The sequence below is a fragment of the Mycobacterium sp. E3251 genome (assembly GCF_001666835.1).
Classification (GTDB): Bacteria; Actinomycetota; Actinomycetes; order Mycobacteriales; family Mycobacteriaceae; genus Mycobacterium.
The window spans coordinates 101,683-115,579 of sequence record NZ_LZJF01000034.1 but is presented as its reverse complement, the minus strand read 5'-3'; the positions used below and the strand labels follow the sequence as shown (position 1 = coordinate 115,579).

Here is a 13,897-nt window from a genome sequence, read left to right as displayed (position 1 = left end):
TACGCCGCTAGGCCGGGGAGATCCCCGAGCTGAGGACGCGGATCGCGCTGACCAGTCCGTCCACCAGATCGCCCCGCTCGAACGCCGACGACGCGGCGGCGACGCCCAGTGGCGCGGACGACTCGGCGCCGCGGCCGCGGACCTGGGAGCCGTAGACCACCTCGATGACCTTCTGGTCGGGCGAGACCGCCAGCAGCACCGCGTTGTCCGGGGTGGGCACCTTCGCCAGGATCTCGCGAGCCCGCGCGGCGGTGTCACTGCCCAGGTCACCGAGGTAAATGGCGAACCGTGCCTTCGATGCCCGGGATCCGAACTTCAGCGCGTCGTCGATGGCGACGAGGTCCTTGATCGGGAACGGAAAATGAACCGAGAGCTCGCCTGGCTCGGTGACCCCGGAGAGCCGCCCGCTGGTGGTGATCACCCAGCCGTTGGGCAGCTCGGCAGGTTCCCTCGTCGCCACATCACCATGTGCCACTGGCGCCACCTCCAACTGAGAATTCGTGTCCGCCGTGCCCGCCGTGGGTGTGGCCGACGTCTTCGTCCGTGGCCGCCCAAAGGATCGGCGGATGCGTCCACTTCTCCGGCAGCTTGTAGGTCGCCGGGTGCGGTCCCTTGTGCGACCAGATCAGCACCGCCAGCACGGCCACCAGCAGCAACGGTATCCCGATGAAGTACGCGTGAATCTCCAGCATGCTCACGACGAAAACCGTATCCCACTGGGTGTTCTCGCGGCACACCCGGACACGAGATTGGTCAGGCCGCGCCTTCGCCGAGATAGCGCGCCCAGGCCGGGTCGAGCTCCTTGACCGTCGAGAGCAGTCGCCAGTGCTGCCCCGTCGGCGGCAGCGGCGTCCGGCGCAGCACCCAGCCGAGTTCGGTGAGCAGCTTGTCGCCCTTGCGGTGGTTGCACGTCGAGCAGCAGGCGACGCAGTTCTCCCAGGAGTGGTCGCCGCCGCGGCTGCGCGGCACCACGTGGTCGACGGTGTCGGCCTTGGCCCCGCAATAGGCGCAGGAGAATCGGTCCCGGTGCATCAGCGCCGCCCGGGTCATCGGGACGCGGGCCCGGTACGGGACGCGGACATAGGTCCGCAGCTGAATCACCGAGGGCACCATGATCGAGCTGGTGGCCGAGTGGATCACCGGTCCGGCCGGGTCGTGGTGGACCACGTCGGCCTTCCCGCAGATGACCATCACGATGGCCCGCCGCATCGGCAACGCGGTCAGCGGCTCGTAGGTCGAATTCAGCAGCAGCACCCGCCGGCGACTCCACAGGGACGCGCTGTCTTGGCGGGTGGGGGGATGGGTGTCGACGCTATGCAGGCATGACGCGGTCGGGGGCCCGGTTAACCCTGCCGCGGCACCGGAACTGCGGTGGCTGCGGCGTCTCTTGCCCTGCGCCATAGATCCTCCGCGGATAGTCCACCATGATTCGCCGCCAATCGCACCCCTATTGCAGGTGAACGGCATGTCGTCCGGGTGAACAGCGGCTGTGTCCTCGGCCCGGCTCGGGCCGCCGCCGCCGCGATGGACCACAATGGAGGCGATGGATTCCGAGCCACAGTCCTTCTATGACGCCGTCGGCGGTGCCGAAACCTTTCATGCGATCGTGTCCCGCTTTTATGCCCAGGTCGCCGAGGACGAAATCCTGCGCCAGCTGTACCCCGAAGACGACTTGGCGGGCGCCGAGGAACGGTTGCGCATGTTCCTCGAGCAGTACTGGGGTGGCCCGCGCACCTACTCCGACCGGCGGGGTCATCCCCGGCTGCGGATGCGCCATGTCCCGTTCCGCATCACCCCCATCGAGCGCGACGCCTGGCTGCGCTGCATGCACATCGCCGTCGCCTCGATCGACTCGGAGACCCTCGACGACGAGCACCGGCGTCAGTTGCTCGATTACCTTGAGATGGCCGCCCACTCGCTGGTCAACGCGGCCTTGTGATGTCGGTCCACGAAACTGAGCGGGGTGGGATGAGCTCCTCCAAGCCGTGGTGGTCAAACGCGGTCTTCTATCAGGTGTATCCGCGGTCGTTCGCCGACAGCAACGGCGACGGCGTAGGCGATCTGGACGGCCTGACGGCCCGGCTGGACCACCTGGAACGGCTCGGCGTCGACGCGATCTGGCTCAACCCGGTCACCGTCTCGCCGATGGCCGACCACGGCTACGACGTGGCGGATCCCCGGGACATCGACCCGCTGTTCGGCGGGATGGCGGCGTTCGAGCGGCTGGTGGCCGCCGCACACGAGCGGGGCATCAAGATCACCATGGACGTGGTGCCCAACCACAGCAGCTCGGCGCACCCCTGGTTCCAGGCCGCGCTGGCGGCCGGTCGGGGCACGGAGGCACGGGAGCGCTATTTCTTCCGCGACGGGCGCGGCGCCCACGGCGAGCTGCCGCCGAACAACTGGAAGTCGGTGTTCGGTGGGCCCGCCTGGACCAGGGTGGTCGAACCGGACGGCAATCCCGGCCAGTGGTACCTGCACCTCTTCGACGCCGAACAGCCGGACTTGAACTGGGAGCAACCGGACATCTTCGACGACTTCGAGAAGACACTGCGGTTCTGGCTGGAACGCGGCGTCGACGGGTTCCGCATCGACGTGGCCCACGGCATGGCGAAACCGCCGGGCCTGCCCGACGCGCGGGGCGACAGCAGGGTGTTGCACCACAACGACGACGACCCGCGCTTCAATCACCCGAGCGTGCACGAGATCCACCGGGGCATCCGCTCGGTCGTCGACGACTATCCCGGGGCGGTGACCGTCGGCGAGGTGTGGGTGACCGACAACATGCGGTGGGCGGAGTATCTGCGGCCCGACGAACTTCACCTCGGCTTCAATTTCCGGTTGGCGCAGATCGACTTCGACGCTGCCGAGATTCACGACGCGATCGAGAACTCGTTGGCGGCCACGGCAATTGAGAACGCCACCCCCACGTGGACATTGTCCAACCACGACGTGGGCCGCGAGGTCACCCGCTACGGCGACGGTGAGATCGGGCTGCGCCGGGCGCGCGCGATGGCGATGGTGATGCTGGCGCTGCCGGGAGCGGTGTTCGTCTACAACGGCGAGGAACTCGGGCTGCCGGACGTCGAGCTACCCGACGAGGTGCTGCAGGACCCGACATGGGAACGCTCGGGGCATACCGAGCGAGGCCGGGACAAGTGCCGGGTCCCGATCCCGTGGTCGGGCGACGCTCCCCCGTTCGGGTTCTCCTCATCGCCCGACACGTGGCTACCGATGCCGCAAGACTGGGCTGCACTGACCGTCGAGAGGCAGCTCGCGGACCCCGAGTCGACCTTCGCGTTTTTCCAGCGCGTCATCAAAGTGCGCAAGGAGCGCCCCGAATTCGACGGCGAGGACATCGATTGGTTGGACGCGCCACGCGATGCGCTGATCTTCCGGCGCCGCGGCGGCGGGGCGGTGTGCGTGGTGAACGCCGGCCGCCGGCCGATCCCCCTGCCGCCCGGAGAGCTGATCGTCGCCAGCGCCCCGCTGGTCGACGGCAAACTCGCGCCCGACGCCGCAGCCTGGCTGGCCTGAACGGCAGGCCCCAAAGGCGGGTCGGATCAGTCGGTTTCGCGTTGCGGTTTTAAGACTGCCCGGGTGTCGCCTAGGGCGAAGATACCCTATGGGGGTACTGTCGTGCGATGACCGAGATCGGAACCGGCTTCGGGCACTAGGCCGATGCCGGGCGGGCCACCAGAGAAAGGCGGGTTGGTGGATAACACGTTGCGGTGGGTGGTGACGGCGCTGTTCGCCGTAAGCTTTGCTGCCTACGCGTATTTCCTTGTCGCTCAACGCCGCTGCTGGACGGGCATGGTCAGCCAGCTGCTACACCTGGCGATGTCGGCCGTGATGATCTTGATGGCCTGGGGCGTGGGAATGAATCTGCCGACCGTCGCGACGGCCATGTGCTTCCTGCTGGGCGGGGCCTGGTTTGCCGGCATTGCCGGCCATGCGCCAGGGGCCGCCGATGGTCGGCTGACGAACTACTACTACGCCGCGATGATGGCGGCGATGGCCTGGATGTACGGGGCGATGAACGGCAGCCTGCCGGGTCGGTCCGGCCACCCCGACGGCGGCTCGATGGACATGACCGCGCACGAGGTCGCGTCGGGGCAGCAACACGCCGGACACCACATGCTCGAGGCCGCCCAGGACTGGGTCGCGGTCGTGAACTGGACCGCGGCCCTCGGGTTCGCCGCGGTGGCGATCTATTGGGCGTACCGCTGGATGGCGCGGCGCTGGACGAACCTGATGCCGCGCGCCGTTCGGCTCACCCACGCGCAAATCCTGACTCAAGCGATCACCGCCGCCGGCACGGCGCTGATGTTCGCTGACATCGTGTGAGCGGATTCCACGGTCGGCTGGTCCCGTTCGGCCGACCTCGCGACTCAGCGTTTGGCTCGTCGCTCCTCTATACCTAGTACATGGCGACCTACGCGTGGACAGTGATCGGAGCCGGACCCGCCGGAATTGCCGCGGTCGGAAGGCTGCTCGATCAGGGCGTACCGCCTGACAAGGTCGCCTGGGTCGATCCGGCCTTCGCCGCTGGAGACCTGGGCGGTAAGTGGCGGTCGGTGTCCAGCAACACCATTGCCGGGACGTTCATGAGTTTCCTGAATGGCTCTGGGGCCTTTCGGTTCTCCCAAGCCCCGCCATTGCCGCTGGCCGAGGTGGACCCGGAGGAGACCTGCGCCCTTGCCCTGGTCGCAGACCCATTGGTGTGGGTCACCGCGCAACTGCGCGAACGGGTGCACACGTTCGAGACGACGGCCACCACCCTGTCCCTGCAGCGACGGCGCTGGCGGATCGAAACGCAGGATCCGGAACTGACCTCGGACAACGTGATCCTCGCGATCGGCGCGGCCCCCAAGAGGCTGGACTATCCCCTCGACGAGATTCCGGTCGAGGTCGCCCTCGATGCCGACAAGCTCGCCGAGGTGCCGCTGCAGGGCGCGACGGTTGCCGTCTTCGGCTCGTCGCACTCGTCGATGATCGCGTTACCGCACCTGCTGCGGCTCCCGGTCGGCAGGGTGATCAATTTCTACCGCAGCCCGCTCAAATATGCTGTCTACCTGGATGATTGGATCCTATTCGATGACACCGGCCTCAAAGGCCGTGCCGCCGAGTGGGCGCGCGAGAACATCGACGGGGTGTATCCGGAGCGATTGGAGAGGTGCTGGGTTTCGAGCCCGGAATTCGAAGAGAAGCTCGCCGAGTGCGACCGTGTCGTCTACACGGTCGGTTTCGAGCCGCGTAAGCTGCCCGAGACGCCCCAGTGGGGCCCGCTGCAATACAACCGGATGAACGGAATCCTTGCCCCCGGCCTGTTCGGGCTGGGCATCGCCTTCCCGGAGTACGCCGAAGATCCGTACGGCTACGGGCAATACCGCGTAGGCCTCAAGAAGTTCATGGACTACCTGGACTCGGTGCTTCCGTTGTGGATGGTCTACAGCACGTGACGACTCATCCCAATGCCGGGGTTCGACTCAAGATGATTCGGAACGGGACGCGAGTCAGCGCAGCAGCAGCGCAGGGTCGCCGCGGCGTCGGTACACAGAGCCGAACCGGGCGTCGATGCGCAACCAGGTCGGCAGGATCCGCACCCTGATCATTTCGTCGGCGCCGACGGCATCCGGTGACTGCGGCAGGAAACCCATTGCGGTCAAGGCGAACACACACCGCATGGGCAGCCCCACACTCGCGTCGGATGAGCTCACCTGGATGACCTCCTGGTCGAGCAGCGATACGGGTGGGCCGTGCGAACTGCCGTGCTCCTTGGCAAGTCGTGCGCCGCGCTGCGCCAGGTCGAGCATCACCCGCGCGGGTATGTCCTCGAGATGGGTGAAGCCGGCGTCCGGGGGCAACGCCCCCCGCCACGCGGAGTCCATCGCGAAGCCCGGATCGACGTAGCCCGAGTCCCCCATCGCGGCCAGGCCGCGCGCCAGCGCGTCCGCGCCCACCGACAGATCCTCGGGCCGCACTTCGCCAGCGACCACCCGGCTGGCCAGGACGTCGAAACCCGTTGCCACCCAAGCTGTCAGCTGCCCGGCCGATCGAGTGCGAAGGCGAATGACCGCCGTGTCGTCGAGTCGCAGCGCGTAATCGACGAAGGCACTGAGGTCCCTGCGCTGGGCGGCCCGGTCCGGTGGCCCCAGCCAGAGCCCGCGGTCAGCTAGCGAATCCACCGTTGCAGGTACTCCCGATGGTGTGGAGAGAGCCGCACCAGGCGCTCCTCCTCGATATGAACGGCGGCCAGTTGCGATTCGGCGATGACGGCCGGTTTGGACTCGGGATCGGCGTTGACCGAGCGCACTTCGTAGCCCAGCGTGAAGTCGACAGCCCGCAGCCGCTTGGTCCACATCGTCACCTGCAGCGGCGAATCGACCAGCTTCAGCTGACCTTTATAGGTCACCTTGACTTCGGCGATGAGCAACCCGATGGTCAAGATGTCGACCTCGAACGCTTCGCGCAGGAACTGGACCCGGGCCTCCTCCAGGATGGTAACCATGGTGGCGTGGTTGACGTGCTGATACATGTCGATGTCCGACCAGCGGACCGGTACGGGGGCTACGAAGCCGACGCTCAACTCGAGGATCCTCTTCCACTGGTGCGGGTCATGCGCCGGATCTGGCGCGCCGCCACCGACAGCGTCGCGAGATCCTTTTCTCCACTTTCCTGAATTTCGATGAGGGTGCGGCGGGCCCGCTCCACCCGCGATGCGGACAGGTGTTCCCACTCGGCGATCTTCTCCTCGCCGCTTTCGTTCGGCTCCCCCACGGCGAGCACATCGAAGCACAACGAACGCAGCGAGGCGTAGATGTCGTCGCGAATCGCCAAGCGCGCCAGGGAATGCCAGCGGTCGTTGCGGGGCAGTTCGGATACCGCCGTCAGCAATCCGTCGGTGCCCAGCCGGTCCATCAGGGCGAAGTAGGTGTCGGCGACCTCGGCGGCGTCGATGTCGTTGATGTCGCCGATGTCGATGATGTCCAGCAGGCTGAACCGGTACAGACCGGCGGCGATCATGTACGCCAGGTCGTCGGGCGCACCCTGCGAAGAGAATTCGGCGGCCTCCTTCTCCACGATCGCCTTGTCGTCGCCGCGCAGCCACTCCGACATCCGGGGGGTCAGGTCTTTGACCTTCGCGGCGAACCGGTTGATCTCGGCACCGACGGCCAGCGGCTGCGGACGGTAGTTGAGCAGCCAGCGGCCGGCGCGGTCGATCAGCCGTCGGGTGTCCAGTGTGAGCCGATCGGACAGCGCGACCGGCAGATTCGCCGCGCGGATCCGCCGCCAAATCTCCCCCACGCCGAAGATGGCGTCGGTAGCGACGTAAGTCCGCACCGCATCGACGGGCCCGACCCCGACATCCTCGGTGATCCGGAACGCGTAGCTGATGCCGGCGGTGTCGACCAGGTCGTTGATCAGCATGGTGGTGACGATCTCCCGGCGCAGCTGGTGGGTGCGGATCTCCGGGCCGAACCGCTCCCGCAACGGCGTCGGAAAGTATTGCGGCAACCGGGATGCGAACACATCCTGCTCGGTCAGTTCGGTGTTCAGCATCTCCTCTTTGAGCCCGAGTTTGACGTGCGCCATCAAGGTGCACAGCTCGGGTGACGTCAAGCCGATGCCCGCCTCACATCGCCGGTCGATCTCCTTCTCCGACGGGAGGGCTTCCAATTCGCGGTTGAGCCCCCGCTCGTCGACGAGGTATTGAATCTGCCTGCCGTGCACCGGCAGCAGGCTGGCCGCGTTGGCGCGGCTCGTGCCGATCAAGTCGTTCTGATCCTCGTTGTCGGTGAGCACCAGTCGCGCGACCTCGTCGGTCATCGACTCCAGCAACTCTTTTCGCTCCTCGGGGTCGACCCTGCCGGCGGTGACCAGCGAGTCGATCAGGATCTTGATGTTCACCTCGTGGTCCGAACAGTCCACGCCGGCGGAGTTGTCCATCGCGTCGGTGTTGATGCGCCCGCCCGACAGATCGAATTCGACCCGGCCCAGGGCTGTCACCCCCAGGTTTCCGCCCTCGCCGATCACCTTGGCGCGCACCTGACTTGCGTTGACCCGGACGGGATCGTTGGCGCGATCGCCGACGTCGGCGTCGGACTCGGACTCGGCCTTGATGTAGGTGCCGATGCCGCCGTTGAACAACAGATCGACCGGCGCCTGCAAAATCGCCTTGATCAGGTTGGGCGGGGTCATCTCCGTGATCTCGCTGTCGATGCCCAGCGCGTCGCGCACCTGCGGGCTAACGGGGATGGATTTGTGCTCGCGGCTGTACACCCCGCCGCCCTCGCTGATCAACGACTTGTCGTAGTCCTCCCAGCTGGACCGCGGCAGGTCGAACATCCGCCGGCGTTCCTCCCACGACGCCGCGGGGGCGGGGTCGGGGTCGAGGAAGACGTGCCGGTGATCGAAGGCGGCGATCAACCTGATGTGCTTCGACAGCAGCATGCCGTTGCCGAACACGTCGCCGCTCATATCGCCGATGCCCACCACCGTGAAGTCCTCGGCCTGGGTGTCGACGCCCATCTCCCGAAAGTGTCGCTTGACGGCCTCCCAAGCGCCCCGGGCCGTGATGCCCATCGCCTTATGGTCGTAGCCCACCGATCCGCCGGACGCGAAGGCGTCACCCAACCAGAAGCCGTAGGACTTCGCGACGTCGTTGGCGATGTCGGAGAAGGTGGCGGTGCCCTTGTCCGCGGCCACCACCAGGTAGGCGTCGTCACCGTCGCGCCGTATCACCTCCGGCGGCGGGCTGACCTTTCTCGTTGCGTGATCGACGTTGTCGGTGACGTCGAGCAAGCCGGAGATGAACAGCTGATAGCAGGCGACGCCCTCGGCGCGGGTGGCATCGCGGTCCTCCGCCTGATCGCCGGTCGCCAACGGCGGCCGCTTGACGACGAAGCCGCCCTTGGCGCCGACCGGCACGATGACCGCATTCTTCACCGCCTGCGCCTTTACCAGGCCGAGGATCTCGGTGCGGAAATCGTCGCGACGGTCCGACCAGCGCAGCCCGCCGCGCGCCACCGGCCCGAACCGCAGGTGCACACCCTCGACGCGGGGCGAATAGACGAAGATCTCGTACTTGGGCCGCGGGAGCGGCAGTTCGTCGATCAGCTGCGCATTGAGCTTGAGCGCCAAGACGTTTCGGGCGCGGGCCGAACCCTCGCGCGTCACAAAGTAATTGGTGCGCAGCGTCGCCTGAACCAGCGATGCGAACGCCCGCAGGATGCGGTCGGTGTCCAGGCTCATCAGCGCGTCGATGTCGGCGGCTACCGCGGCCGCCGCCGCTTGTGCGTCACGGTTGGTGGATGCGCCCGACGGCCGGGGATCGAAGAGCGCCTCGAACAGGGCGACCAGCGATCGCGCGGTGGACGGGTGCTCGTTCAGTACCGACTCGATGTAGGACTGGCTATACGGAAAGCCCGCCTGCCGTAGGTACTTCGCGTATGCACGGAGCAGCACGACCTGCTGCCAGGTCAGCCGGGCGCGCATCACCAGCTCGTTGAACCGGTCGATCTCGACGCGGCCTTGCCAGATCGCGGTGACCGCGTCGGCGAACCGCTGGGCGGTCGCGTCGCGGTCCGCCGTGGTCGTCGCCGGCGCGATCGTGGGGTGCGTGGAGATCTTGAACTGATAGATCCACACCGGCAGCCCGTCCGGGCGGGTGACGGTGAACGGTCGCTCCTCGAGCACCACCACACCCATGCTCTGCAACATGGGCAGGAGCTGGCTCAGCGAGGCGGTGCGTCCGCCCAGAAACCAGGTCAGCTGCGCGGCCCCGTCCTCGCCGCGCTCGGAGAACACCAGCTTGACCGAATTATCCTGCAGCCCTTCAATGATGGCGATGTGCTCGATGGCATCGGCCGGGGTGACCGCTTGCTTGTAGACCTCGGAGAAAGCAGTGCCATAGTGCTCGGCGTCGGCCTGTTCGACGGAGCCTTCCGCGGCCGCCCCGATCAACCGGTCGCTCCAGGTGCGCGCGGCTTCGCTCAGCAACCCCTGGATGCGGACCCGGTTGTCTTCGGAAACATCCACAGGCGCCGCATCTTCCGGCAACCGGACCATGAAATGCATCAGGGCCCAAGGTGATTCGCTGACACGCGCGGTGAATTCAAGCCGCGTGCCACCGAACTCGCGGACCAGTATGTCCTCGATTTGCAGCCGCACCTGGGTGGTGTAACGGTCGCGGGGCAGATAGACCAGGCACGAGACGAAGTATTGGAGCCGATCGGCGCGCAGGAACAACAACGCCCGCCGTTGGGATCCCAGATCCACCACCGCTTTGGCCATCGTCAAGAGCCGTTCGGCGCTCAACGTGAACAGCTCCGAGCGCGGAACGGTTTGAATGACGTCGAGCAGCAGCTGGCCGGGGTGGATTGGGTCGCTGTCGGCCAGGGCCAGCGCGTCGCGCACCCGGGTCGAGATCGTCGGGATTTCCAGAACATCCGCGTTCATGGCCGCGACCGTGAAGAGCCCGACGAAGCGGTGCTCGACAACGCCGCCGTCGTCGCCGATATTTTCCCGGACCGCGACGGCGTACGGGTAGGCGCCGTAACGCAGGTAGCTGCCGACGACCGATTGAGCCAACACCAGCAATTTGTCGTCATCCGTCAGCCGTGGGCGGGAGCCGGTGCGGGCGCGCAGGACGCCCAGCCCGGGCGACCCGTCGCCGGAGACGAGACGGTCGTGCACGCGGCACCGCTGGTAGCCGAGCAGCAGGAAGTTCCCGTTGCCCAGCCAGCGCAGCAGCGCCGCGACGTCGGCGCGGTCGGGGGCCGAGAAGTGGCCGTGGGCGTTGGTTTCCACTTCCGCGGCCAGGCCGCTCAGGGCGGCGATCAATTCACCCGCGTCACTGGCGACCTGTTGCACGTCGGACAGCACCTTGGGCAACAGCCGTTCGACTTCGGCGAGGCCCTTGCTGTCGACCGAGGGCAGCAGCTGCACATGGATCCATGCCTCGCCCACGTATGGCGGGGCGCCGGGCGGTTTCGATTCGACGCTGACCAGGTCGCCGGCGGGGTCGCGGTGCACCTCGAACACCGGGGTCATGATGGCCGCGTAGGGCACACCGAGGCGGTGCAGCAGCACCGTGACGGAATCCAACAACATGCCGCCGTGGTCGGTGACGACTTGCAGGGCGGGCCCGAAGCCGGCCGGGTCGTCCGAGGGGTAGACCGCGACCCGGCTTTGGCTGGCGGGACGGTGCTGACCGAGCCGATAGTGCGCGCCGAGCATGGCGGGGGTCACGATGGCGGTCGGGACCGTCAGGTCGATAGGGCCGGATTCCGCTCCGGGTTCATCGCCATGCGGGCCGCGATAGCTCTCGATATAGGCCTTCGCGATCCAGTCGGGAATGTCCTGCTGCTGGGTGAAGGCGGTCCACGGCTTGAGGGTCTGCTTGGGCCCGGGATCGATCGTCATGCCGATGGCTCCCAACTGGTGACGAACGCCGCTGTGTTCAACCGCCCACTCTCCCCCCGCAAGCGGGGTGCACCCGCCGCGGCCGTCTGGGCCGCATCGTCGGGGTGCTGCGCAGCTGACACTAGTCGCGCGTGAGCTTCCGGTGGGTCACTCTGTGCGGCCGGGCCGCGTCAACACCGAGCCGTTCGACCTTGTTCTCCTCGTACGCGCCGAAGTTGCCCTCGAACCAGAACCACTTTGCCTCGTTGTCCTCGTCGCCCTCCCAGGCCAGGATGTGCGTGCAGGTGCGGTCCAGGAACCAGCGATCGTGCGAAATGACCACCGCGCAGCCCGGGAATTTCTCCAGCGCATTCTCCAGCGAACCCAGCGTCTCGACGTCGAGGTCGTTGGTGGGCTCGTCGAGGAGAAGCAGATTGCCGCCTTCCTTGAGCGTGAGCGCCAGGTTCAGCCGGTTCCGCTCGCCACCGGACAGCACGCCGGCCGGCTTCTGCTGGTCGGGACCCTTGAACCCGAACGCCGAGACATAGGCGCGCGACGGGATCTCGTTCTGGCCGACCTCGATGTAGTCGAGGCCATCCGAAACGACTTCCCACACGGTCTTCTTGGGATCGATGCCGGCGCGGGACTGGTCCACATAGCTAAGCTTGACCGTTTCTCCGACCTTGACCGTCCCGCTGTCCGGCTGTTCCAGCCCGACGATGGTCTTGAACAGCGTTGTCTTGCCCACCCCGTTGGGGCCGATCACGCCGACGATGCCGTTGCGGGGCAGCGTGAAGGACAGGTCCTTGATCAGGGTCCGCCCGTCGTAGCCCTTGTCGAGGTGGTCGACCTCGACGACCACGTTGCCCAGTCGCGGCCCGACGGGAATCTGGATTTCCTCGAAGTCCAGCTTGCGCGTCTTCTCCGCCTCGGCGGCCATCTCCTCGTAGCGCTGCAGACGGGCCTTGTTCTTCGCTTGTCGCGCCTTGGCCCCCTGCCGCACCCAGGCCAGCTCCTCGGTCAGCCGCTTGTGCAGCTTGGCGTCCTTGCGGCCCTGCACCGCCAACCGCTCGGCCTTCTTCTCCAGATATGTCGAGTAGTTGCCTTCGTAGGGATACGCACGGCCCCGGTCGAGCTCGAGAATCCACTCGGCGACGTTGTCCAGGAAGTACCGGTCGTGGGTCACCGCCAACACCGCACCCGGATAGGCGGCCAGGTGTTGTTCGAGCCACTGCACGCTTTCGGCGTCCAGGTGGTTGGTCGGCTCGTCGAGCAGCAGCAGGTCGGGCTTGGACAACAGCAGCTTGCACAGCGCCACGCGGCGCCGCTCACCGCCGGACAGATTCGTCACCGGCTCGTCCGGCGGCGGGCAGCGCAGGGCGTCCATGGCCTGCTCGAGCTGCGAGTCGAGGTCCCAGGCGTCGGCGTGGTCGAGGTCCTCCTGCAGCCGGCCCATTTCCTCCATCAACTCGTCGGAGTAGTCGGTGGCCATCAATTCGGCGACCTCGTTGAAGCGGTCCAGCTTGACCTTGATCTCGCCGAGCCCCTCTTCGACGTTGCCGCGCACCGTCTTCTCTTCGTTCAGCGGCGGCTCCTGCTGCAGGATGCCGACGGTGGCCCCGGTGGCCAGGAAGGCCTCGCCGTTGTTCGGCTTGTCCAGCCCGGCCATGATCCGCAAGACGCTCGACTTGCCGGCGCCGTTGGGGCCAACGACGCCGATCTTGGCGCCCGGGTAGAAGCTCAACGTGACGTCGTCCAGGATCACCTTGTCGCCGTGCGCCTTGCGGACCTTTTTCATCGTGTAGATGAACTCAGCCATGCCGCTGTTGTGCCTTTCTGGTCTGCAGAGTGATCTCGCGGACCATCCTAGGCACCGGCCGGCAACTGCCGGCCCGCCCCCAAGCCGACGGTCAAGCCGGAACGGAGAGCCGGGCGCGGTCTGCGGCGGTGTCTCCGGAGTCGGCCGGGTCGTCGCCGGCCTTCAGGTCCTCGTCACCACCAACGTCGGCGGCGGTCGCCGAAGTTCCATTGGCGGGCGCCTGCTCCGGATTGGGACCGGTGTAGCCCGGCTTCTCGATGCGCACAATCGCGCGGGATACGTCGGGTCCGACGGAGGTCGCACGCATCTCCAGCGACGAGCGGCGGTTGCCGTCGCGGTCGTCGTACTCGCTGGTGTAGACGTGGCCCACCACGATCACCGGTGCACCCTTGCCCAACGCGGCACCCACCCCCGTGACCAACTTGCCCCAGCAGTTGACGTTGATGAACAGCGAGTTGCCCGACTCCCAGCCGCCGTCGGCCGTGCGCCGCCGGGAATTGCTGGCGACGCGAAACTTGATGACCTCCTGGGAGCCGACCTGTCGACGTTCGGGGTTGTTGACGATGTGCCCGACAACGGTAAGCGGGGTTTCGAACATTGCAATGATCCCTTCTCGGTGTGCTGTTTGGGCGGTGAACGCGGCACCGCCCGTCCTGGCCGCCATTGAGCCCG

Annotated in this window: 12 protein-coding genes; 4 read left to right on the top strand and 8 right to left on the bottom strand. The window is 66.8% G+C overall.

Going from position 1 to position 13,897, the window contains the following annotated elements:
- Positions 1-7: 7 nt before the first annotated feature.
- From A5697_RS04785 to A5697_RS04775, 3 genes are all read right to left on the bottom strand, one after another.
- A complete protein-coding gene (locus tag A5697_RS04785; RefSeq protein WP_067947000.1) occupies positions 8-475 on the bottom strand; it encodes a DUF5130 domain-containing protein in 468 nt (155 codons plus the stop codon).
- Positions 462-689 (bottom strand): hypothetical protein, encoded by a 228-nt coding sequence (locus A5697_RS04780; protein ID WP_067947160.1) that lies wholly within the window; start codon positions 687-689, stop codon positions 462-464. Before A5697_RS04780 ends, A5697_RS04785 begins: the two co-directional genes overlap by 14 nt.
- A gap of 64 nt (positions 690-753) precedes the next feature.
- Positions 754-1,401: an HNH endonuclease gene (locus tag A5697_RS04775; protein ID WP_066958390.1), complete on the bottom strand. Its 648-nt coding sequence runs from the start codon at positions 1,399-1,401 to the stop codon at positions 754-756.
- A 142-nt stretch (positions 1,402-1,543) separates the two neighbouring features.
- Here A5697_RS04775 and A5697_RS04770 point away from each other — a divergent pair, with 142 nt between their 5' ends.
- From A5697_RS04770 to A5697_RS04755, 4 genes are all read left to right on the top strand, one after another.
- Positions 1,544-1,939, top strand: coding sequence for a globin (locus A5697_RS04770; protein ID WP_046184463.1), 396 nt, complete (start codon positions 1,544-1,546; stop codon positions 1,937-1,939).
- A 29-nt stretch (positions 1,940-1,968) separates the two neighbouring features.
- Complete coding sequence (locus A5697_RS04765) at positions 1,969-3,537, top strand: glycoside hydrolase family 13 protein (protein WP_082953239.1); 1,569 nt, start codon at positions 1,969-1,971, stop codon at positions 3,535-3,537.
- 177 nt (positions 3,538-3,714) lie between these two features.
- A complete protein-coding gene (locus A5697_RS04760; RefSeq protein WP_197500914.1) occupies positions 3,715-4,347 on the top strand; it encodes a DUF5134 domain-containing protein in 633 nt (210 codons plus the stop codon).
- A gap of 101 nt (positions 4,348-4,448) precedes the next feature.
- Complete coding sequence (locus A5697_RS04755; protein WP_068008479.1) at positions 4,449-5,462, top strand: FAD/NAD(P)-binding protein; 1,014 nt, start codon at positions 4,449-4,451, stop codon at positions 5,460-5,462.
- Between the two features lie 54 nt (positions 5,463-5,516).
- On the opposite strand, the gene A5697_RS04750 is transcribed toward A5697_RS04755, so the two are convergent.
- The 5 genes from A5697_RS04750 to A5697_RS04730 all read right to left on the bottom strand — a co-directional run bounded on the left by A5697_RS04750 (position 5,517) and on the right by A5697_RS04730 (position 13,823).
- Positions 5,517-6,188, bottom strand: coding sequence for a hypothetical protein (locus tag A5697_RS04750; RefSeq protein ID WP_068008443.1), 672 nt, complete (start codon positions 6,186-6,188; stop codon positions 5,517-5,519).
- Positions 6,176-6,589 carry a thioesterase family protein gene (locus A5697_RS04745; RefSeq protein ID WP_067947010.1) on the bottom strand — a complete coding sequence of 138 codons (414 nt, stop codon included), beginning with the start codon at positions 6,587-6,589 and terminating at the stop codon, positions 6,176-6,178. The genes A5697_RS04750 and A5697_RS04745 overlap by 13 nt, the downstream gene beginning before the upstream one ends.
- Positions 6,586-11,427: an NAD-glutamate dehydrogenase gene (locus A5697_RS04740; protein WP_068008440.1), complete on the bottom strand. Its 4,842-nt coding sequence runs from the start codon at positions 11,425-11,427 to the stop codon at positions 6,586-6,588. The genes A5697_RS04745 and A5697_RS04740 overlap by 4 nt, the downstream gene beginning before the upstream one ends.
- A gap of 121 nt (positions 11,428-11,548) precedes the next feature.
- Positions 11,549-13,225: an energy-dependent translational throttle protein EttA gene (gene ettA / locus A5697_RS04735; RefSeq protein WP_067947014.1), complete on the bottom strand. Its 1,677-nt coding sequence runs from the start codon at positions 13,223-13,225 to the stop codon at positions 11,549-11,551.
- 91 nt (positions 13,226-13,316) lie between these two features.
- Entirely contained in the window at positions 13,317-13,823 is a 507-nt protein-coding gene (locus tag A5697_RS04730) for a single-stranded DNA-binding protein (protein ID WP_068008436.1), read from the bottom strand.
- Positions 13,824-13,897 lie beyond the last annotated feature (74 nt).

Excerpts from the sequence above, each read along its gene's own strand:
- A5697_RS04730 (WP_068008436.1), bottom strand. The coding sequence starts at position 13,823 with ATGTTCGAAACCCCGCTTACCGTTGTCGGGCACATCGTCAACAACCCC.
- A5697_RS04740 (WP_068008440.1), bottom strand. The coding sequence starts at position 11,427 with ATGACGATCGATCCCGGGCCCAAGCAGACCCTCAAGCCGTGGACCGCC.
- A5697_RS04765 (WP_082953239.1), top strand. The coding sequence starts at position 1,969 with ATGAGCTCCTCCAAGCCGTGGTGGTCAAACGCGGTCTTCTATCAGGTG.
- A5697_RS04775 (WP_066958390.1), bottom strand. The coding sequence starts at position 1,401 with ATGGCGCAGGGCAAGAGACGCCGCAGCCACCGCAGTTCCGGTGCCGCG.
- ettA (WP_067947014.1), bottom strand. The coding sequence starts at position 13,225 with ATGGCTGAGTTCATCTACACGATGAAAAAGGTCCGCAAGGCGCACGGC.
- A5697_RS04770 (WP_046184463.1), top strand. The coding sequence starts at position 1,544 with ATGGATTCCGAGCCACAGTCCTTCTATGACGCCGTCGGCGGTGCCGAA.